The organism is Erysipelotrichaceae bacterium 66202529 (assembly GCA_017161075.1).
Taxonomy (GTDB): Bacteria; Bacillota_I; Bacilli_A; order Erysipelotrichales; family Erysipelotrichaceae; genus Clostridium_AQ.
In genome coordinates this window covers 1078485-1097546 of record CP046174.1, presented here as the reverse complement: position 1 = coordinate 1097546, position 19062 = coordinate 1078485, and the positions used below count along the sequence as shown (strand labels likewise).

The 19062-nt window shown below is 47.6% G+C and carries 19 protein-coding genes and 1 pseudogene; all 20 read left to right on the top strand.

The window, feature by feature from the left end:
* The first annotated feature begins 8 nt into the window (after nucleotides 1-8).
* The 20 genes and pseudogenes from GKZ87_05200 to GKZ87_05105 all read left to right on the top strand — a co-directional run bounded on the left by GKZ87_05200 (nucleotide 9) and on the right by GKZ87_05105 (nucleotide 19059).
* Nucleotides 9-1382, top strand: a complete 1374-nt coding sequence (locus GKZ87_05200) for a phage portal protein (GenBank protein QSI27889.1) — start codon at nucleotides 9-11, stop codon at nucleotides 1380-1382.
* Nucleotides 1267-2013 (top strand): Clp protease ClpP, encoded by a 747-nt coding sequence (locus tag GKZ87_05195; GenBank protein ID QSI24935.1) that lies wholly within the window; start codon nucleotides 1267-1269, stop codon nucleotides 2011-2013. Before GKZ87_05200 ends, GKZ87_05195 begins: the two co-directional genes overlap by 116 nt.
* A 15-nt stretch (nucleotides 2014-2028) precedes the next feature.
* The gene (locus tag GKZ87_05190) at nucleotides 2029-3204 is read left to right on the top strand and encodes a phage major capsid protein (protein ID QSI24934.1); all 1176 of its coding nucleotides are present in this window, start codon (nucleotides 2029-2031) and stop codon (nucleotides 3202-3204) included.
* A gap of 75 nt (nucleotides 3205-3279) precedes the next feature.
* Complete coding sequence (locus GKZ87_05185) at nucleotides 3280-3555, top strand: phage gp6-like head-tail connector protein (protein ID QSI24933.1); 276 nt, start codon at nucleotides 3280-3282, stop codon at nucleotides 3553-3555.
* Nucleotides 3555-3887: a phage head closure protein gene (locus GKZ87_05180; GenBank protein QSI24932.1), complete on the top strand. Its 333-nt coding sequence runs from the start codon at nucleotides 3555-3557 to the stop codon at nucleotides 3885-3887. The genes GKZ87_05185 and GKZ87_05180 overlap by 1 nt, the downstream gene beginning before the upstream one ends.
* Nucleotides 3887-4270 carry an HK97 gp10 family phage protein gene (locus tag GKZ87_05175; protein ID QSI27888.1) on the top strand — a complete coding sequence of 128 codons (384 nt, stop codon included), beginning with the start codon at nucleotides 3887-3889 and terminating at the stop codon, nucleotides 4268-4270. Before GKZ87_05180 ends, GKZ87_05175 begins: the two co-directional genes overlap by 1 nt.
* Nucleotides 4263-4580: a hypothetical protein gene (locus tag GKZ87_05170; protein ID QSI24931.1), complete on the top strand. Its 318-nt coding sequence runs from the start codon at nucleotides 4263-4265 to the stop codon at nucleotides 4578-4580. The genes GKZ87_05175 and GKZ87_05170 overlap by 8 nt, the downstream gene beginning before the upstream one ends.
* A 3-nt stretch (nucleotides 4581-4583) precedes the next feature.
* Nucleotides 4584-5183 (top strand): phage tail protein, encoded by a 600-nt coding sequence (locus GKZ87_05165; GenBank protein ID QSI24930.1) that lies wholly within the window; start codon nucleotides 4584-4586, stop codon nucleotides 5181-5183.
* Between the two features lie 2 nt (nucleotides 5184-5185).
* Nucleotides 5186-5563, top strand: a complete 378-nt coding sequence (locus GKZ87_05160) for a hypothetical protein (GenBank protein ID QSI24929.1) — start codon at nucleotides 5186-5188, stop codon at nucleotides 5561-5563.
* Nucleotides 5564-5784: 221 nt separating this feature from the next.
* Nucleotides 5785-8307, top strand: a complete 2523-nt coding sequence (locus GKZ87_05155; protein QSI24928.1) for a phage tail tape measure protein — start codon at nucleotides 5785-5787, stop codon at nucleotides 8305-8307.
* Nucleotides 8308-8309: 2 nt separating this feature from the next.
* Complete coding sequence (locus tag GKZ87_05150) at nucleotides 8310-8672, top strand: hypothetical protein (GenBank protein ID QSI24927.1); 363 nt, start codon at nucleotides 8310-8312, stop codon at nucleotides 8670-8672.
* A 13-nt stretch (nucleotides 8673-8685) separates the two neighbouring features.
* Nucleotides 8686-10704, top strand: a complete 2019-nt coding sequence (locus GKZ87_05145) for a hypothetical protein (GenBank protein ID QSI24926.1) — start codon at nucleotides 8686-8688, stop codon at nucleotides 10702-10704.
* Nucleotides 10698-12230: a hypothetical protein gene (locus GKZ87_05140; GenBank protein ID QSI24925.1), complete on the top strand. Its 1533-nt coding sequence runs from the start codon at nucleotides 10698-10700 to the stop codon at nucleotides 12228-12230. Before GKZ87_05145 ends, GKZ87_05140 begins: the two co-directional genes overlap by 7 nt.
* Before the next feature lie 14 nt (nucleotides 12231-12244).
* Nucleotides 12245-13648 carry a hypothetical protein gene (locus tag GKZ87_05135; GenBank protein ID QSI24924.1) on the top strand — a complete coding sequence of 468 codons (1404 nt, stop codon included), beginning with the start codon at nucleotides 12245-12247 and terminating at the stop codon, nucleotides 13646-13648.
* Between the two features lie 85 nt (nucleotides 13649-13733).
* Nucleotides 13734-14148, top strand: a pseudogene (locus GKZ87_05130) (holin).
* Between the two features lie 2 nt (nucleotides 14149-14150).
* On the top strand, nucleotides 14151-15098 hold the full coding sequence (locus GKZ87_05125) for an N-acetylmuramoyl-L-alanine amidase (GenBank protein QSI24923.1): 948 nt from the start codon (nucleotides 14151-14153) through the stop codon (nucleotides 15096-15098).
* Nucleotides 15099-15269: 171 nt separating this feature from the next.
* The gene (locus GKZ87_05120) at nucleotides 15270-15464 is read left to right on the top strand and encodes a hypothetical protein (protein ID QSI27887.1); all 195 of its coding nucleotides are present in this window, start codon (nucleotides 15270-15272) and stop codon (nucleotides 15462-15464) included.
* Nucleotides 15465-15511: 47 nt separating this feature from the next.
* Nucleotides 15512-17068 carry a recombinase family protein gene (locus GKZ87_05115; protein QSI24922.1) on the top strand — a complete coding sequence of 519 codons (1557 nt, stop codon included), beginning with the start codon at nucleotides 15512-15514 and terminating at the stop codon, nucleotides 17066-17068.
* Between the two features lie 4 nt (nucleotides 17069-17072).
* Nucleotides 17073-17504: an integrase gene (locus tag GKZ87_05110; protein ID QSI24921.1), complete on the top strand. Its 432-nt coding sequence runs from the start codon at nucleotides 17073-17075 to the stop codon at nucleotides 17502-17504.
* A 4-nt stretch (nucleotides 17505-17508) separates the two neighbouring features.
* On the top strand, nucleotides 17509-19059 hold the full coding sequence (locus GKZ87_05105; protein ID QSI27886.1) for a recombinase family protein: 1551 nt from the start codon (nucleotides 17509-17511) through the stop codon (nucleotides 19057-19059).
* Nucleotides 19060-19062: the final 3 nt, after the last annotated feature.

Genomic DNA, 19062 nt, shown 5'->3' with positions numbered 1-19062 from the left:
ATTTTTATATGAGCATTATTTCTGGTCTGTTCCGGTCAAGGGACAAGCCTACCAACAGCACCTCCGGCAGTGCCTACCGATTTTTCTTTGGCGGTTCCACCTCTGGCAAGCCTGTCAATGAACGCTCGGCGCTGCAGATGACTGCGGTCTACGCCTGTGTGCGTATTCTGTCAGAAGCCATCGCCGGGCTGCCGCTACACCTTTATAAATATCGTGAGGATAGCAGCAAGGAAAAAGCTCTGGAGCATTCCTTATATCGGCTCCTGCACGACGCACCAAATCCAGAGATGACCTCCTTTGTGTTTCGAGAAACTCTGATGACGCACCTACTCCTATGGGGTAATGCTTATGCGCAGATAATTCGTAACGGCAAGGGCGAGGTTATTGCACTGTATCCGCTGATGCCAAATCGAGTGACCGTTGACCGGGATGACAAAGGCAAGCTCTACTATCAATACCAGATGCAGGATTCGGATGCGCCTACCATGAAGGTCGGCACGGTCACACTAAAGGCCACCGATGTGCTGCATATTCCGGGTCTCGGCTTTGATGGACTTGTAGGCTATTCTCCCATTGCGATGGCAAAAAATGCTATCGGCATGGCAATTGCCTGTGAGGAATATGGTGCAAAATTCTTTGCAAATGGTGCGACACCCGGCGGTATCTTGGAACATCCCGGTACGGTGAAAGACCCAGCAAAGGTTAGAGAAAGCTGGAACAGCGCCTTCGGAGGAAGCTCCAATGCAAACAAAGTAGCTGTGTTAGAGGAAGGCATGAAATACACGCCTATCTCCATTTCACCAAATGAAGCACAGTTCTTAGAAACCCGAAAATTTCAGATTGATGAAATAGCTCGAATTTTCCGAGTGCCGCCTCACATGGTCGGTGATTTGGAGAATTCGAGCTTTTCTAATATTGAGCAGCAGTCCTTGGAATTCGTGAAGTACACCCTTGAGCCTTGGATAGTCCGTTGGGAGCAATCCATCAACCGTGCACTTCTCTCCGAATCCGAGAAAGCTGCTTATTTTGTAAAGTTCAATGTGGACGGCCTCCTCCGTGGTGATTACCAAAGCCGCATGAATGGCTATGCAACAGCCAGACAGAACGGCTGGATGAGCGCCAACGACATCCGTGAACTTGAAAATCTCGACCGCATCCCCACCGAGCAAGGTGGTGACCTATATCTCATCAACGGCAACATGACCAAGCTGGAGGATGCCGGTATATTCGCAGCGACCACTGCTGCAGGAAAGGAGGAAGATGACCATGAAGAAATTCTGGAAGTGGAAGAATCAGACAGCGACAAATCAGGAGGCTCAGGAGGAAATGCTGGAGAGGACGCTGTTCCTAAACGGCACCATCGCCGAGGACAGCTGGTTTGACGATGATGTCACACCAAAGCTCTTCAAAGATGAGCTGCTTTCTGGCAGCGGTAACATCACCGTCTGGATTAACTCTCCGGGCGGCGACTGCGTAGCTGCAGCACAGATTTACAACATGCTGATGGACTACAAGGGCAACGTTACGGTAAAGATTGATGGCATTGCTGCTTCGGCAGCTTCGGTCATTGCAATGGCAGGTACAAAGGTATTGGTCTCTCCGGTATCTATGCTGATGATTCATAATCCGGCCACTGTAGCCTTTGGCGATTCCGCAGAAATGCAAAAGGCCATCGCTATGCTGGACGAGGTAAAGGAAAGCATCATCAACGCTTACGAAATCAAAACCGGTATGAGCCGTGCAAAGCTCTCCCATCTCATGGATGCGGAGACCTGGATGGATGCACATACGGCTGTGGATATGGGCTTTGCCGATGAAATCCTGATGCGTCCAAGTGACACGCCTATTGAGAATAAGGCCGATGGCCCGATGCTCTTTTCCCGTGCTGCTGTTACAAATTCCTTGCTGGATAAGCTAGCCGCAAAATGTCGTATCCAGCCGAAGCCCGTCGAAACCGAGCGTTCCGTTAATACTCTTATGGAGCGCCTTGACCTTATCAAACAATACATTTAGTGGAGGTATTTTATTATGACTATTTTAGAACTGCGTGAAAAGCGCAACACTGCATGGAATGCTGCAAAGGCATTTCTCGATTCCCACCGTACCGAAAAAGGCACCTTGACTGCCGAGGATGATGCTACCTACTGCAAAATGGAGCAGGAAATCTCTGATCTCGGCAAAGAAATCAGTCGTTTGGAGCGTCAGGAGCAGCTGGAGGCAGAGCTTTCTAAGCCTGTAAACACTCCTCTTACTTCCAAGCCTGCTACCGGCAAGCAGCCTGAAATCAAAACCGGCCGTGCCTCTGATGAGTACAAAGCCGGTATGCTGAAGGCACTCCGCTCTAACTTCAAGCAGGTGTCCAACATTCTGCAGGAGGGCGTGGATGCTGATGGCGGTTATCTCGTTCCTGAGGAGTACGACCACCGCTTGATTCAGGCGCTTACTGAAGGCAACATCATGCGTCAGCTGGCCCACACCATCACTACCAGCGGTGAACACAAAATCAATATTGCTGCAACAAAGCCTGCCGCTGCCTGGATTGAGGAAGGTGGAGCGCTTCAGTTTTCCGATGCAACCTTCTCTCAGATTTTGCTGGATGCTCACAAGCTCCATGTCGCTATCAAGGTGACCGAGGAATTGCTCTATGACAATGCCTTCAATCTGGAGAGCTACATCATCGAGCAGTTTGGTAAGGCACTGTCTAATGCCGAGGAGGATTCCTTCCTCAATGGTACTGGTACCGGTCAGCCTCTTGGCCTCTTTGCTGAAACCGGCGGTGGTCAGGTAGCAGAAACTCTTACGGCTGCTTTGAAGGCAGATGACCTGTTCAATCTCGTTTATGCTTTGAAGCGCCCTTACCGTAAAAATGCGTCCTTCATCATGAATGACCGCACCATTGCTACTATCCGCAAATTTAAGGATAACAATGGTGCCTACATCTGGCAGCCTTCTTATCAGGCCGGTGAGCCGGACAAGGTGCTGGGCTATGCAGTTCACACCTCTGAGTTTGCACCTGAGAACGCCATCGCCTTTGGTGATTACAGCTACTACAATATTGGCGACCGTGGTACTCGTTCCTTCAAACAGCTCACTGAGCTTTTTGCTGGTAACGGCCTGATTGGTTATGTGGCCAAGGAGCGTGTGGATGGTAAGCTCATCCTCCCTGAGGCAGTTCAGATTTTGAAGCTCGCTGACACAAAATAAGAAACCCTGTGATAAAGGCAGTGCCCTTTCAGCAAGTGGCACTGCCTCTTTTATGAGACCGAGGTGGTGATAAATATGCTTGTAACACTTGCTGAAATGAAACAATACCTGCGTGTGGATTACGAGGATGACGATGAACTTTTGGAAACGCTGCTAAACAGTGCTGAAAAGCTCTGCATGGATATTCTTCGCACAGAGGATTCCGCAACGCTGGAAGCCGTAGAAAACGCCAAGACCGCCATCATGTATACGGTCGCTTATCTTTACGAGCATCGTGAGGAAGCCGACCATCATGCGCTGACGCTGACCCTGCGTTCACTCCTCTTCGGCAGCAGACAGGAGGGCTTTTGATGAACATTGAACTTTTGAATGTCCGCATCAAGCTCCTGCAAAACGCTGTGATAGTGGATGAAATCGGGAATCACAAAAATGGCTGGCAAGAATACTACTCCTGCTATGCAACGGTCAGCGCTGAGGGTGGCAAGGAAGAAACTGCTGCGGCCCAGACTGTGGAGGCCGATACGATTGACTTTACGCTCCGCTATTGCAGGAAAACTGCTGCTCTCACTTCTACCGGTTTTCGTGTGGAATTCGCCGGTGAGCCCTATGACATTACCGCCGTTGACCACATGAATTTCAAGCGCAAGTGTATCAAGCTCCGCTGCCAGAAAGTGAGGCGATGATGGCAAATAGCATCCGCATCGACCATCTGGCTTCCGAGGTGATGAAGGGCCTGACAGAATATGCCGACCTTGCTACCGACGATATGAAAAAGGCTGTAAAAAAAGCCGGTACCACTGTTCGTAAGGAAATCGAAGCCAACGCTCCGAAGAACAAGGGCACCTATGCCAAGAGCTGGTCTGTAAAAAACACAAGGGAAACCTCCAATGCGCTGGAAGTGACCGTCTATTCCAAAAATCGCTATCAGTTAGCGCATCTTCTGGAATTCGGTCATGCCAAGCGTGGCGGTGGCCGTGTGGCCGGAAAGGCGCATATCGCTCCTGCAGAGGAAATTGGTGTAAAGCAACTGGAAAAAGAAATCGAAAGGAGCCTGCAAGATGGATGATATTTTAGCAATGCTCCGGGAGCTGAAGCTACCTTTTGCTTACGACCATTTTGCAGAGGGTGAAGCTCCGGAGCCACCCTTTATCTGTTATCTCGTTCCTGGCAGCAATAACTTTGCTGCTGACGGGCGAGTGTATTTCAAGATAAATGAATATCATATCGAGCTGTATACTGACGAGAAATCCCCAGCGTTAGAAAGCAGCTTGGAGGCCGTGCTGGATAATCACGGCATTTTTTATAACAAATCTGAAACCTGGATTGAGAGCGAAAAGCTCTATGAAGTCCTATACACATTTGAAATGGAGGTCTGACAAATGGCTGATAAAAACAATAAGGTGAAATACAACCTTAAAAATGCGCACTATGCGCTCATTACCATTGCAGAGGACGGCACCTTCTCTTTTGCCACTCCTGTTGCAATGCCCGGCTCCGTATCCATCTCCTTGGATGCCAATGGTGAGCCGGAAAACTTCTACGCTGATGGCATCGCCTATTATGTCATCAATAACAATATGGGCTACGAGGGCGACCTTGAGCTTGCGATGATTCCTGAATCCTTCCGTACCGACGTGCTGAAGGAGGAACTGGACAGCAAGGGTGTTCTGATTGAAAACTCCGAGGTGGAGCTTGCATCCTTTGCACTTCTCTTTGAGTTTGATGGCGACCAGAAGCATATCCGTCACATCATGTATAACTGCTCTGCCTCCCGTCCTGGTATCGAAGGTAAGACCAATGAGGACAGCAAGGAAGTACAGACGGAAACCTTGACCATCAAAGCTACGCCGCTTTCTAATGGCATGGTTAAGGCAAAGACCGGTGACACCACTGACGCTACTGTCTACGGGAATTGGTACAAAGCCGTGTATATCCCGACTGCTGCTACTGACACCGCAACTACGGAAGGAGAAGGTTAATCATGAGCATGAAACAGAACATCGAAATTGATGGTAAGCAGGTGCCCTTCAGGGCCTCTGCTGCCATTCCTCGTATTTACCGTATGAAATTCCATCGTGACATCTATAAAGACCTGCGTGCCTTGGAAAAAAGTCTGGGCGAAGGTAATCCGGAGGAATCCTCTCTGGATATGTTTTCTCTTGAAATGTTTGAGAACATCGCCTACATCATGGCGAAGCACGCAGATGCTTCCGTTCCTGATTCTCCTGAAGAATGGCTGGATGGATTTAACACCTTCTCCATCTATCAGGTACTTCCGAAGCTCATCGAGCTGTGGGGCCTCAATACCCAGACGGAGGTTGAGTCTAAAAAAAAGCTCGCCCAACTGACCGGGAAATGACAACACCGTTGTTCCTGCTACGCTGTGTTCAGCTTGGACTTTCCATTCGTGATTTAGATTTGCTTACAATTGGCATGGTCAATGATATGTTCGCAGAAAGCCGGAACGATGATTGCAAATATGCGACCCTGGCCACTCAGGAGGATTTCGACAAATTCTAACAAATTACTGCCCGGAGCAATCCGGGCTATTTTCATATTCACAGGAAGGAGGTGCTTTTCGTGGCCGCAAATAGAATCAAAGGTATCACTGTTGAAATCGGCGGCGATACCACCAAACTCCAGACTGCCCTAAAGGGTGTTAATTCAGAAATCAAAAATACGCAGGCACAGCTTAAGGATGTAGACAAGCTCCTAAAACTTGACCCCGGTAACACAGAACTGCTGGCCCAAAAGCATAAGCTCCTCGGTGATGCCGTTGCGGAAACCAAGACGAAGCTGGAAACTTTAAAAACGGCTGCTGAACAGGCAAACACGGCTCTTGCAAATGGCGACATTTCGCAGGAACAATATGATGCCCTTCAGCGTGAAATCTTAGAGACAGAGCAAGACCTGAAAAAGCTGGAGGAACAGGCCAATCAATCAGCCACCGCTGTTCAGAAAATTGCTGCCACCGGTGAAAAGCTAAAAACCGTAGGTAACAATGTCTCCTCAGCTGGAGAAAAGTTGCTGCCCGTCACTGCCGCAATTGCCGGGCTTGGAACGGCAGCCGTAACCACTGCTGCAAACTTCGAGTCCTCCATGTCGCAGGTACAGGCCACGATGGGCATTACAAAGGATTCCATGTCCACCGTTGATGGCCAATCCGTCAACACAATGGATACGCTCGGAAAGCTCGCCAAGAAAATGGGCTCCGAGACTGCCTTCTCTGCCAGCGAATGTGCCGAGGCTCTGAACTATTTGGCCCTCGCCGGTTATGATACGCAGGAAATGTGCGATACACTCCCGACCGTACTGAACTTGGCCGCTGCCGCAATGGAGTCTCTTGGCGTACAGGTTTACGATTCGCAGGGTAATATGCGTAGCATGAATGACATCCTCGGTGATTTGAACACCAGCATGGATGGAATGACTTCTGCTGAGAAGAGTAACATCATCAGCAATATCTTCAATAAAACTGACCTATCTTCCGTAAACGCACTGCTTGCGAACACAGGCAGCACCTGGAATGATCTGCAAAAATCCATCGTAGATAGCGGTGGCGCTGCTCAGCAGATGGCCGACACGCAGCTTGATAACCTACAGGGCCAGCTGACAATTTTGAAATCCGCACTGGAAGGTCTCGCCATTTCCTTTGGTGAACTCCTAATGCCTGCCATCAAACTGATTGTAGGCTGGATTCAGAAATTTGTGGACTGGCTCAATGGCATGGATGAAGGTACAAAAAAGGTAGTCGTTACAGTGGCACTACTCGCCGCTGCACTCGGCCCGGTATTGATTGTTGTCGGCAAGGTCATCTCGGCCGTTGGTACAATTATGACGATTGTTCCCAAAATCGCCGGTGTTATCAACGTGGTTAAGGGAGCCTTTGCTGCGCTGAATGCCACAATGCTGGCAAACCCCATCATACTGATTATCGCAGCGATTGCTGCTTTGGTAGCGGCCTTCATTTATCTCTGGAACACCAATGAGGACTTCCGTCAATTCTGGATTGACCTCTGGAACAACATCAAGGAGATTGCTGTTGCTGTATGGAATGCACTGAAGGAGTTCTTCGCAGCGGCATGGCAGGCAATCGTAGACGTTGCCACAACCATCTGGAATGGACTGGCGACCTTTTTCACTGGTCTGTGGGAAGGCATAAAAACGGTATTTACGACAGTGGTCACCGCTATTAGTACCTTCCTCGCCACCGCCTGGACTGCAATACAAACGACCGTTACCACTGTCTTTACTGCCATCCAGACCTTTATCACAACAATAATTACAGCGATTCAGACCTTCCTTACCACCGCTTGGAATACCATAAAAACTGTAATTATCACTGTGCTCACTGCGATTCAGACGGTTTTCACAACTATCTGGAATGCAATCAAAACTGTGATTACTACGGTGGTTAACGGCATCAAGACCACTATCACCTCCGTTTGGAACAGTATCAAAAGCACGGTCATCTCTGTGGTAAATGGAATAAAGACCGCTGTGTCCTCGGCCTTCAGTGCTATGTGGAACGGCATAAAATCGACGATTACCGGTATTTACAACACCATTAAAACCGGCTTTGACAATGCTGTAAACTTCATCAAAAATCTGGCCTCCTCAGCCTTTTCCTGGGGCTCCGATATTATCAATGGTATCGTCAACGGCATCAAAAGCTGCATCGGCAAGGTTAAGGATGCGGTCGGAAATGTAGCCAATACGATTAAATCCTTCCTACACTTCTCTGTGCCAGACGAAGGGCCTTTGACGGATTATGAGAGCTGGATGCCGGACTTCATTGGTGGACTGGCAAAGGGCATCGAAGGCAGTCGAGGTATGATTGAAAAGGCCGTCTCTGGGATTGCCTCAGATATGGTTATCAATCCTAAGATTGGCACAACGGACATCTCTGCTCTGACCGCTGGTGGAACTCCCTCCATAGCAGATACAGCTTCCGGACTTGTGGCTGCCATCAAGGATACAGTCAGTGGTCTTTCGGGCCAGAACAGAGATATTGTTATCCCTGTTTATCTTGGCGGAACCTTGCTGGATGAGGTCATCGTCAATGCACAGCAAAGAACAAATTTACGAAGTGGAGGTAGATAACTATGGCATTTATTCAATATTTGGTTTTTGACCAAGACAAGCTACCTCTACCCAATTCCTACGATATGGAGCTTTCCTCTATCGAGGCAGACTCCAGCGGAGAAACCGAGGCGGGAACAACCCAGCGTGATATCATACGCACCGGTGTGGTAAGTATCTCCGCCTCTTTTTCTGTAACAAAGGTCTGGCTAAAAAAGCTGACGGCCTACTCTAAGAAAGCCAAAATTCCTGTGCGCTATTTTGATACCGAGAATTTGGAACTCAAAGAAAGCGAAATGTATATCGAGGGCTTCAAAGCCAAGCTGGAAAAGGACACCTCCTATAAAAGTCTCTGGACGGTGTCCTTCACACTAAACGAAATGTAGGAGGTGAGAATGCGTGTATCCAGTTTCCGATGCCTTTATGGCTACCATAGAAAGTAACTCAAGAAATTATTATTGGACGGGCAGCATCACCACCAAAAATCATGTAACCTATGACTTCACCAATCAGGACATCGTGAAAGGCTCCGGCTATATTACAAGACAGTGCTGTTGCAGCACTGAGATTGAGCTTGGAACAGTCTATGCCTCGGAGCTGGGTATCACACTTCTCTCCGATATTGACCGTTATACCTTGGATGATGCAGAGGTTCGTCTGTATTTTCATTTGGTGCTGCTGGACGACTCTGTGGAATCCATCCCAATGGGAATCTTCGAGGTCAGCGAAGCCAACCGGCACATCAAAACGCTGGAACTCAAAGCCTATGACTATATGCTCCGTTTTGAAAAAGCATTGAATTTGACGGCATCCGGCGGTACGGCATACAGCTTTCTTTTGATGGCAAGTACAGAGTGCAATGTAGCACTTGCCCAGAGTAAGGCAGATATTGAAGCTCTGCCAAACGGAAAAGAAACGCTGGGCATCTACTCGGACAATGACATGGAAAGCTACCGTGACCTCATTTTCTATGTGGCACAGCTGCTGGGCTGTGTCTGCCAAATCAATCGTGAAGGCAAGCTGGAGCTTATTCCGTATGGAAACTCTCCTGTGGCGGAGGTGACCAGCCGACACCGCTTTGACAGCAGTTACTCTGATTTTGTCACAAGGTACACGGCGGTATCCTCCACAAACCTTATCACGGAGGAAGCAGAGTATTATGCCCTCGACCCGGATGATGCTTTAACGCTGAATCTTGGAGTCAATCCGCTTTTGCAGTTTGGTCTGAAAACCACGAGAGAAAGGCTGATTACAAATATTCTGAATGCCATTTCCGTGGTGGATTATGTACCATTTGACAGCACCACCATCGGCAATCCGGCATTTGACCCAATGGATGTGCTGCGGTTTTCAGGCGGTCATGCGGATGAAAAACAGCTGTCCTGCATTACGAACATTACCTATAAGATCAACGGAAAACACAGCCTGAAATGTGTGGGCAAAAATCCAAAGCTGGCAGCTGCAAAAAGCAAGAATGACAAGAACATCACGGGACTGCTGAACCAAATCGAAGCAGGAAAAATCGTGGTGTATAACTTTGTTAATGCATCGCCCTTTACCATTGGCAGTTCCAATACAGAGATTATGGCGATTGCCTTTACTTCAAAGGAAGAAACCACAGCCAGCTTTCTGGCTGAAATATTATTTGAAACAGTCAACGATGAAGTAGAGCGGACAATTCATGGAACGGTGCCAACTGTTGACGAGGAAGGCACCGAGGGCAGCAGAGAGGTTGATTTTACATTTACAGAAATCGGGCATTCGGAACTGACGGTTACCTACAAAATGAATGACGAGGAAGTCAAAACTTTTTATCCGAAGAAAACCTGCATCAATGGAAAGCACATACTGACGCTTTTTCTGCCTATCACACAGGTTATTGCCAACAGTGAAAACACACTGGCGGTCTATCTCAAAATGACAGGCGGTACGCTGACCATCGGAGAATCCCAAATCCGTGCAACCATCAACGGACAGGGACTTGTGGCAGGTATCGGTGATTGGAATGGCCGTATCAGTATATCCGAGACCATCGACCGTATTCCGATTGCACAAACTGCCTTTGGTTACGATGCCTTTACGGATACCGCGGCTGTGGTATTCCCAAGGATTATTCTTCGTCCGATTACGCAGACCATGACACGCATCCCAATTCAGGAGACAGCGTTCACATACCATCGTCTGAACGAGCGAGTGACAGCTGTGGAGGTTATCAAGACCTTTACAATGGATAAGGACTTCCCGCCGCATTATGACCAAACCGTTGTGGAGGTCAATGAAAGCGGCGCGTTCTGTATGATCAATGATTATGTGTTTGTATCCTCAGCAGAAGAAATCAATGCCGGACAGCTGCAGCATCTGAAGGTAAATACAGAGCCATTCGAGCGCGTGGAAAAATTGGAGGTGACAGTGTGCTGATAGATGAAACAAAATATATCTGGTCGAAGTGGCAGCAGCCTGTTTTCACGGACAATGAAACGTGGGGCATGGTTTCTGCCGCTTCTGTGCATAAGGTGGAGGGTCTTGATTACTCAGAATATCATGCCTTGGATGAAAATGCGGATACCCACTGGGAAAGTGAAGAAGGTGTAACCGATACTCCGTTTATCTGGAATTTTGACAAGCCGCTGAAAATCTATCGGATAGAGCTGGTCAATAAACCCACCAGCAATATTCATATCACGAAAACCGTGGAGATTTATGCGGACGAAGAAATGACGGAGCCAATCATCACAGGAGAGTTCCCGCCGGAATCAAAGGGCGAGTGCGATTTGGAGCCGGCACAGCCGTTCTCCTGTGACAAGCTGGTGCTTCATCTTTTGGCAGATGCAGAAGCCGGAGTAAAGTATGTCGGGCTTTCGGAAATCCGTTTGATTGCAGAGGTCGGGCAGGAAAAGACGGTACTGCTCCCATTTCTCAACACGGCGGATAATATGGATTACATCAGCAATGGCTACAACGATGATGGAACATACAGCACGGAGGGATTGGATGGCTTTATGTTCAACGGCATCGCCACCAGTCCGCTGTATATCTCCAGCAATCACTGGATCGGATTTGGCACAGGCTCGGAGCAGCTTAGAATCCTGCGCAGGGACGGCTGCTCCACTGCCATCTATCGTCAGCTTGGAGAAACCACCAATGGACTGCAGTTCTTAAAAATCCGTTTTGAGGGATATACAGCATACAATAATCGAGTGGAAGCCATAAGGCTGATATTTGAACTGTTTCTACTCTCCAACAATGATATGTTCCTCAATGTCATTCAAACACCAACGAACACAGGATATCTGGGAACATCGGATATGATATGCGGTGGCACTACCACAGCACTTGATTTGGCAGACGGTAGTGGTGCAGGCACACAGGTCAGCTTTTATCACGGTGACGATAGCGGTCGTACATGGAATATCATCTATGCCATGTATGAGGAAACGGATACCTTTTCCTTTGCGTATCTGGTACGGCAGGGTGATACCTTTTACACCTATGCGGACGTAGCATTGACTGCTGTGCCGATTGAAACGCTGACGGCGGCGATGTTTCTGAAATACGGCTTCGAAGAAATTCCTCCCGCAGAAGTTCTGACACCAATCGACAACCTGCAGATGTATCTGTGGAAGGCGGGCGGAACGGAGGAACTCTTAAAAGCCAATGTGAAAGCCTATCCGTATCCGCAGGTTCTTGACGCTGTGGCGGATATGAGCCATATCTCCATTCTTGGCATCAAAATGTTGACGGCTGAATATTCCGGGGATGTTACCGTGTCGATTTCTGTCGATAACGGACAGATTTATTCGGAGGATATGCCACTTGGAGAGTGGCTGAACACCGATGTGGAGGAACTTTATAACAGTCTCAGTGAAGAGAAACGGCTGCTTCTGCGTTTTACGCTCCATGACAATGCTGCTATATCACGATTTAAGATTACCTACATCAACTAAAGGAGGACGAGAAAATGCTGAAAGGCTCAATGAAAATAGAAATGACGGATATTCATACAGGCAAAATGGAAACGGTGCTGGAACAGAATATGGTAACCAATGCATTGGCGAATATCTTTAAGCCGATGGGCTTGGATAAATCGCCTGCCAAAATGCTGAATGGCATGAACCCCTATTATCAGACCGTGCTTGGCGGAATTTTGCTGTTCGATTCGGAGATTGAGGAGAACGCAGACAATCTGTACCCTCCATCCTGGGTCAATCTGATAGGCTGTGCGTCTTATGGAGTACAGAACAACACCACGGGAACTCTGCGGGGCGGATTTAATCAGACAGAGAGCGAACTGAATATGGCAGACCATTATATGAAATATGTGTATGACTTCACTACTTCGCAGGCAAACGGCACGATTTCCTGTGTCTGCCTTACCCATAAAAATGCAGGCTACAGTTCCTATGGTGGTAAGGATTCTCCCTTCGGCAGTAACTATCCTCTTGGTATGCAGGTCTGCGATGGGCATCTGCAGTATGTGTACACAAACTATACAGGCGCAAATACCGGAGATAAATATTCCGGCTGTACCATCGGAACGACAGAGCTTATTTTCCTCATCAATATGGACGAGGATGCGGTGTGCTATTTCAGAATTGACAACTCCACAAAGATAACCATTGTCAAGCGCAGGGCTTATATGAAGTCGGTGTCGGTGCTGGAAAATCCATATTCCACAAAGCCGCTCATCGATTCCTTTGAGCTGGAGGAACTGAAAACGGAACTGCCGACCAACTACATCTCCTATAACTTCGACCCAGCGGACAACTGTTTATATATAGTGAACAGCGCATCCAGTTACCTTGATGCAAATGGGACTTTTTATATCACAAAGGTGGATGTCTCCAATTGGAAGGTAACGCAGTACGCCATGACAAATACCACTTCGGAGCGAATCACTCTTGGCGGTATGCGTACTTCCTATGTCCACAGAGGATATATTGTGGTTCGTGGGTATAACAATGCCAATCACCTTTTTAAGATGGAGATTGGCAACTCAGCAAATGTGGAACAGCTGCGGCTTGTGAATTTTACGAGCATCACAGGTTCCTTTGCACTGGGAATTAACGGCAGGATTTATATTGAGGGCTACAGCAGCAGCACCTACTATCTGTATGTCATTAACCTCGATACCAATGAAATTCTTAAAGTAGAAGCTTCACGTATTATCGGCGGAAACCACTACCCATGCTACACTCCGGTACTGAATGAGCCGATGCTGTGGTATGGAAGCTATGGGAACTATTCGACCATTGGGTATTTTATCCTGTCCAACTATCTGGCAACCATCAATAACCTGTCTGAGCCTGTGACAAAAACGGCGGACAAGACCATGAAGGTCACATACATCATTCAGGAACAGTAACAATTTAATACTTTGGGAATGAGGACTATCCAATTTTGGACAGTCCTTTTTTCATACAAAAATCAAAGAAAGAGAGGAATTTATCATGAAAGAATTCTGGAATACGATTCAATTTGTTTTTGCAGTCATCGGAGGATGGCTCGGCTGGTTTTTGGGCGGCTGTGACGGCCTGCTCTATGCACTGCTTGCCTTTGTAGTGGTGGATTATATCACGGGAGTGATGTGTGCCATTGCAGACCATACCTTGTCCAGCGAGGTCGGATTCAAAGGTATCTGCCGAAAGGTGCTGATTTTTCTGCTTGTAGGGATTGCAAATATTCTTGATGTGCAGGTTATCGGCAGTGGTTCGGTGCTGCGTACTGCTGTTGCATTTTTCTACATTTCCAATGAAGGCATTTCCCTTCTTGAAAATGCAGGACACCTTGGTCTGCCTATCCCAGAAAAAAATGAAGGAAGTATTGGAACAGTTGCATGACCGCAGCGAGAAAGGAGATGAGTAATTATGGGTTATACAAACAGTTCTTTAGTAGCTTACACAGGGTTGAGTCCAAATCACTCCGGGCAGAGAACCCATTCCATTGACCGTATCACACCTCATTGTGTGGTGGGTCAGTTATCCGCAGAAACCATCTGTGCCTGCTTTCCGGCAGGACGAGATGCAAGCTGCAATTACGGCATCGGCACCGATGGCCGTGTATCCCTTTGCGTAGAGGAAAAGAATCGTTCTTGGTGCACCTCCAGCAATGCAAATGACCAGCGTGCTATTACCATCGAGTGCGCCAGCGATAAGATAGAGCCCTACACCATGAATGCTGCTGTTTATGCAACGCTTATCAAGCTCTGTACCGACATCTGCCAGCGCAACGGAAAGACTAAGCTCCTGTGGCTGGGCGACAAGGACAAGACCTTAAACTACGCTCCAAAATCAGAGGAAATGGTTATTACTGTTCATCGCTGGTTTGCGAATAAGAGCTGTCCGGGCGACTGGCTCTATAACCGTCTTGGAGATTTGGCAGCAAAGGTTACTGCTGCTCTTGGCTCTACTCCGGAGCCTATCCCTGAAAAATCAATCTGGTACCGTGTCCGTAAGACCTGGGCCGACAGCAAGAGTCAGCTTGGTGCCTACAAGGTACTGGCCAATGCAAAGGCGAAGGTTGACGCCAATCCCGGCTATGCGGTTTTTGATGAAGAGGGCAAGGTCGTCTACGGCAACACTGCTACCGTCACCGAGGGCTTTACTCCCTATATGGTCAGTGTCACCATTGATAATCTAAACATCCGCAAAGGCCCTGGCACGAACTACAATACAGTCGGAAAGTTCACCGGAAAGGGCTGCTTCACCATCGTGGAGGAAGCCACTGGACAGGGTGCTTCTAAATGGGGCCTTTTGAAATCTTATGCCAATGGACGTGATGGCTGGATTTCCCTTGACTATGCCTCACGAATTTAATACCGATATAGCTTTGGCCTGTGGGAGAATCCTGCAGGCCTTTTTCTTTTTGTCCGCTCAAAATCAAATTTCATCTCCAGTGGGAAATTAGAGAATTTCTCAGATTGGAGGTCAACTATGACAAACGAACAAAAAGTATTATTAACACCGATTTCTCTTGAAGCGCTTCCGATGGTGGCACCACCAACACCACCCACAACAGAACAATTGCAGCGTGATGCCGGTTACCACAAGGCCGAGTTACTGCTTCAAAATATGCTGGATTCTGGACTTATTTCCTTGTTGGAATACAACAAAATAACGCTCCTAAACCGCAAAACTTTCTCCCCATATCTGGTCGAGATTATGCCCGATATAAGTGGATAATAGACGCATTCAGAGGTAATATGTGACACTGACAAGGAGGTGATAGCTTGAAAACAATCACAAAATTGCAGCAGGTGAAAGCTCCTGCTGAAAAGAAAAAGCTCCGTGTAGCGGCCTACTGCCGTGTATCAACCGGCAGTGATGCACAGCTTGAAAGTCTGTATACGCAAAAGACATACTTTGAAAATTACATCAACTCCAGAAATGACTGGGAGCTTGCCGGTATTTACTACGATGAAGGTATCACCGGCACCAAAAAGGAAAAAAGAACGGCCCTCCTTCAACTCATGTCAGATTGTGAAAATCATCAAATCGATATGGTTATCACAAAGTCACTGAGCCGCTTTTCCAGAAATACAACAGATTGCTTAGAACTGGTCAGGCGCTTACTTGCGGTGAATGTTCCTATCTTTTTTGAGAAGGAAAACCTAAACACCGGCTCAATGGAAAGTGAGCTAATGCTGGCAATTCTAAGCTCGATGGCGGAGGGGGAGTCCACCTCCACCTCTGAAAATACCAAGTGGGCCGTTCAGAAGCGTTTCCAAAATGGTACCTTCAAAATCAGTTATCCGCCCTACGGTTATGACTGGGACGGAGAAGAAATGAAGGTGAATCCAGAACAGGCAGATATAGTGAAGGAAATATTCCAGGCCTTCCTGTCTGGCATTGGCATTAACCAAATTGCCAAGGATTACAACGCCCGTCAAATACCCACAAAGAAAGGTGGCAGGTGGTCACACGGCACCATAAAGGCGATTCTGACAAATGAGAAGTACACCGGCGATACCATCTTTCAAAAGACCTATACAGATGTACAGTTCAATCGGCACCAGAACAACGGTGAAAAAGACCAATACTTCTGCGCTGAACACCACGAAGCAATCATTAGTCACGAGGACTTTGAACTGGCTGCACGCCTTTTGGAACAGCATAGTATTGAAAAAGGTATTGTAAAAGGCTGCGACAAGTACCTACAACGTTATGCCTTTTCGGGTAACATCATCTGCAGCGAATGTGGTGCAACCTTCCGCAGGCGAATCCACACCTGTAAGGGTCACAAATATGCTGCATGGACTTGTAACACGCATCTGGATAATGTGAAAGCCTGCTCCATGCTGTATATCCGAAACGATGACCTTGAGCATGCTTTTATTACTATGATGAATAAGCTCATCTTCAGCAGGAAAATGCTTCTGGCTCCACTTCTGGAGCAGCTCAAAAACACCTCAGAGGATGGCGGCATTTGCCGCATACGAGAACTGGAAAGGCAGCTATTGCAAATCACAGAGCAGAGACAAACCCTGCAGCGCTTGATGGCACAAGGCTACCTTGACCAGATTATTTTTACCCAGCAGAAAAATGAGCTGATGACGCAGACGGAAGCGTGCAAAACAGAAATTGAAATGCTTCAAAACAGTAGCGGTCAGGCCTCAACACGAATTGCAGAGCTTCAAAAGCTCCTGCATTTCACCGAGCACACTGATATGCTGCAGGAATTTAGAGAAACTTTATTTACAGAATATGCAGACCACATCATTGTTTACAGCCGTGAAGAAGTCGGCTTTGAACTGAAGTGCGGATTAACACTGCGAGAAAGGATGTGATTATATGGGCCATACACCCTACGGCTATCGTATAGAAAATGGAAAAGCAGTTATTGATGAAGCTGCTGCCTCCACCATTCGAGCACTTTTCGAAAATTATTTATCTGGCATGGGACTCAGCGATGCTGCGAAGAAGTCAGGTCTTGAACCCTACCACGGTACAGCTAAACGAATGATGCTTAATAAGCACTACCTGGGTGATAGCTTTTACCCAGCGATTATTGACAAAGCGACCTTTGATGCGGTTCCTGTCGAGCTTGAAAAGCGTGCAGGCAAATTAGGTCGACTTGATAAAGTGTCCAAGCAACATGTGAAATATGTTCCTACCGACTTTCTTATGAGTCAAGCCGAAAAGGAACTGCCGAATCCGCTTAGACAGGCTGAGTACCTGTACAGCCTCATCAGAACGGAGGTGATTACCAATGGCACAAAGTAAGGTTATGGTCATACCGGCAAGGCGTCAGATCGGCAACACCATCAAATCCTCTGAAAAGCCGAAGCTCCGAGTCGCAGCGTACTGCCGTGTCAGTACCGACAGCGATGAGCAGGCCACCAGCTATGACGCACAGATTGAACATTATACAGAGTATATTTCCAAGAATCCAGAATGGCAGCTGGCAGGCATTTTTGCTGATGACGGTATCTCCGGTACCAACACCAAAAAGCGTACCGAATTCAATCGTATGATTGATGAGTGTATGGCTGGCAACATCGATATGATTATCACAAAATCCATTAGTCGCTTTGCCAGAAACACGCTGGACTGCTTGAAATTTATCCGCCAGCTTAAAGATAAGAACATCCCGGTTTACTTTGAAAAGGAATCCATCAATACGATGGACGCCAAGGGGGAAGTGCTTCTTACCATTATGGCTTCTCTGGCCCAGCAAGAAAGCCAATCCATGAGCCAGAATATCAAGCTCGGCTTGCAGTACCGCTACCAGCAAGGACACGTTCAAGTCAACCATAATCACTTCCTTGGTTATACGAAAGATGCTGACGGGAAACTTATTATTGACCCGGAACAGGCCGAAACGGTCAAGCGCATCTACCGTGAGTATATGGAAGGCTATAGCATGGATAAGATTGCCGCCGGGCTTATGGCCGACGGTATTCTCACCGGCGCAGGCAAAACCAAATGGTGGACAAGCACCATCAATAAGATTTTACGCAATGAAAAATACATCGGTGATGCTCTCCTTCAAAAGACCTACACCACCGACTTTCTCAGTAAAACCAGAATCAAGAATAACGGCACCGTTCCTCAGTATTACGTTGAAGGAAATCACGACGCAATTATTCCAAAGGAAATCTTCATGCAGGTGCAGGAAGAACTGGTACGCAGGCGAGTAATTCATACCAGCGCCAATGGCTGTAAGCGTAGCTACAGCAGTAATCACTGTTTCTCACAGCTCATCTTCTGCGGAGAATGCAAGGAGATGTTTCGCCGAATCCACTGGAACAACCGTGGCTGCAAATCCATCGTGTGGCGCTGCGAAAGTCGCCTGCAGAACACTGGCATCGCTTGCCGGGCCAGAACAGTCAATGAAGAGCTTTTGCAGGACATCATCCTGAAAGCCATCAATGAGATGATACTTGACAAAAGCGGCTATATGAAAATGCTGCAGGAGAACATTGCAACGGTCATTCGCAACGATGCCAGCGCTTCCACCGATGACATTGACGCCAAGCTGCTGGAGCTGCAAAAGGAGCTCTTGCAGAAGGCCAACAATCGTGATGATTACGACTCCATCGCCGAGGAGATATTCCAGCTCCGTGAGCTGAAATCAAAATCAGAAACCGACAGCGTCATCCGTGATGAAAAACTTGCTCGCATTACCGAGCTTTGCGATTTCCTAAAGGAACAGCCCAGCGGAATAACAGACTTTGATGAAAGCCTTGTCCGCAGGCTGCTGCAGAAAATCATGGTATTCGATGACCACTTTACGGTGGAATTCAAGTCTGGCGTTAGCGTTGATATTAAAGGTTAATGC

Bases quoted from the DNA above. Each gene is read 5' to 3' on its own strand.
- GKZ87_05200 (QSI27889.1), top strand. From the start codon at position 9: ATGAGCATTATTTCTGGTCTGTTCCGGTCAAGGGACAAGCCTACCAAC.
- GKZ87_05195 (QSI24935.1), top strand. From the start codon at position 1,267: ATGAAGAAATTCTGGAAGTGGAAGAATCAGACAGCGACAAATCAGGAG.
- GKZ87_05190 (QSI24934.1), top strand. From the start codon at position 2,029: ATGACTATTTTAGAACTGCGTGAAAAGCGCAACACTGCATGGAATGCT.
- GKZ87_05185 (QSI24933.1), top strand. From the start codon at position 3,280: ATGCTTGTAACACTTGCTGAAATGAAACAATACCTGCGTGTGGATTAC.
- GKZ87_05180 (QSI24932.1), top strand. From the start codon at position 3,555: ATGAACATTGAACTTTTGAATGTCCGCATCAAGCTCCTGCAAAACGCT.
- GKZ87_05175 (QSI27888.1), top strand. From the start codon at position 3,887: ATGGCAAATAGCATCCGCATCGACCATCTGGCTTCCGAGGTGATGAAG.
- GKZ87_05170 (QSI24931.1), top strand. From the start codon at position 4,263: ATGGATGATATTTTAGCAATGCTCCGGGAGCTGAAGCTACCTTTTGCT.
- GKZ87_05165 (QSI24930.1), top strand. From the start codon at position 4,584: ATGGCTGATAAAAACAATAAGGTGAAATACAACCTTAAAAATGCGCAC.
- GKZ87_05160 (QSI24929.1), top strand. From the start codon at position 5,186: ATGAGCATGAAACAGAACATCGAAATTGATGGTAAGCAGGTGCCCTTC.
- GKZ87_05150 (QSI24927.1), top strand. From the start codon at position 8,310: ATGGCATTTATTCAATATTTGGTTTTTGACCAAGACAAGCTACCTCTA.
- GKZ87_05135 (QSI24924.1), top strand. From the start codon at position 12,245: ATGCTGAAAGGCTCAATGAAAATAGAAATGACGGATATTCATACAGGC.
- GKZ87_05125 (QSI24923.1), top strand. From the start codon at position 14,151: ATGGGTTATACAAACAGTTCTTTAGTAGCTTACACAGGGTTGAGTCCA.
- GKZ87_05120 (QSI27887.1), top strand. From the start codon at position 15,270: ATGGTGGCACCACCAACACCACCCACAACAGAACAATTGCAGCGTGAT.
- GKZ87_05110 (QSI24921.1), top strand. From the start codon at position 17,073: ATGGGCCATACACCCTACGGCTATCGTATAGAAAATGGAAAAGCAGTT.
- GKZ87_05105 (QSI27886.1), top strand. From the start codon at position 17,509: ATGGTCATACCGGCAAGGCGTCAGATCGGCAACACCATCAAATCCTCT.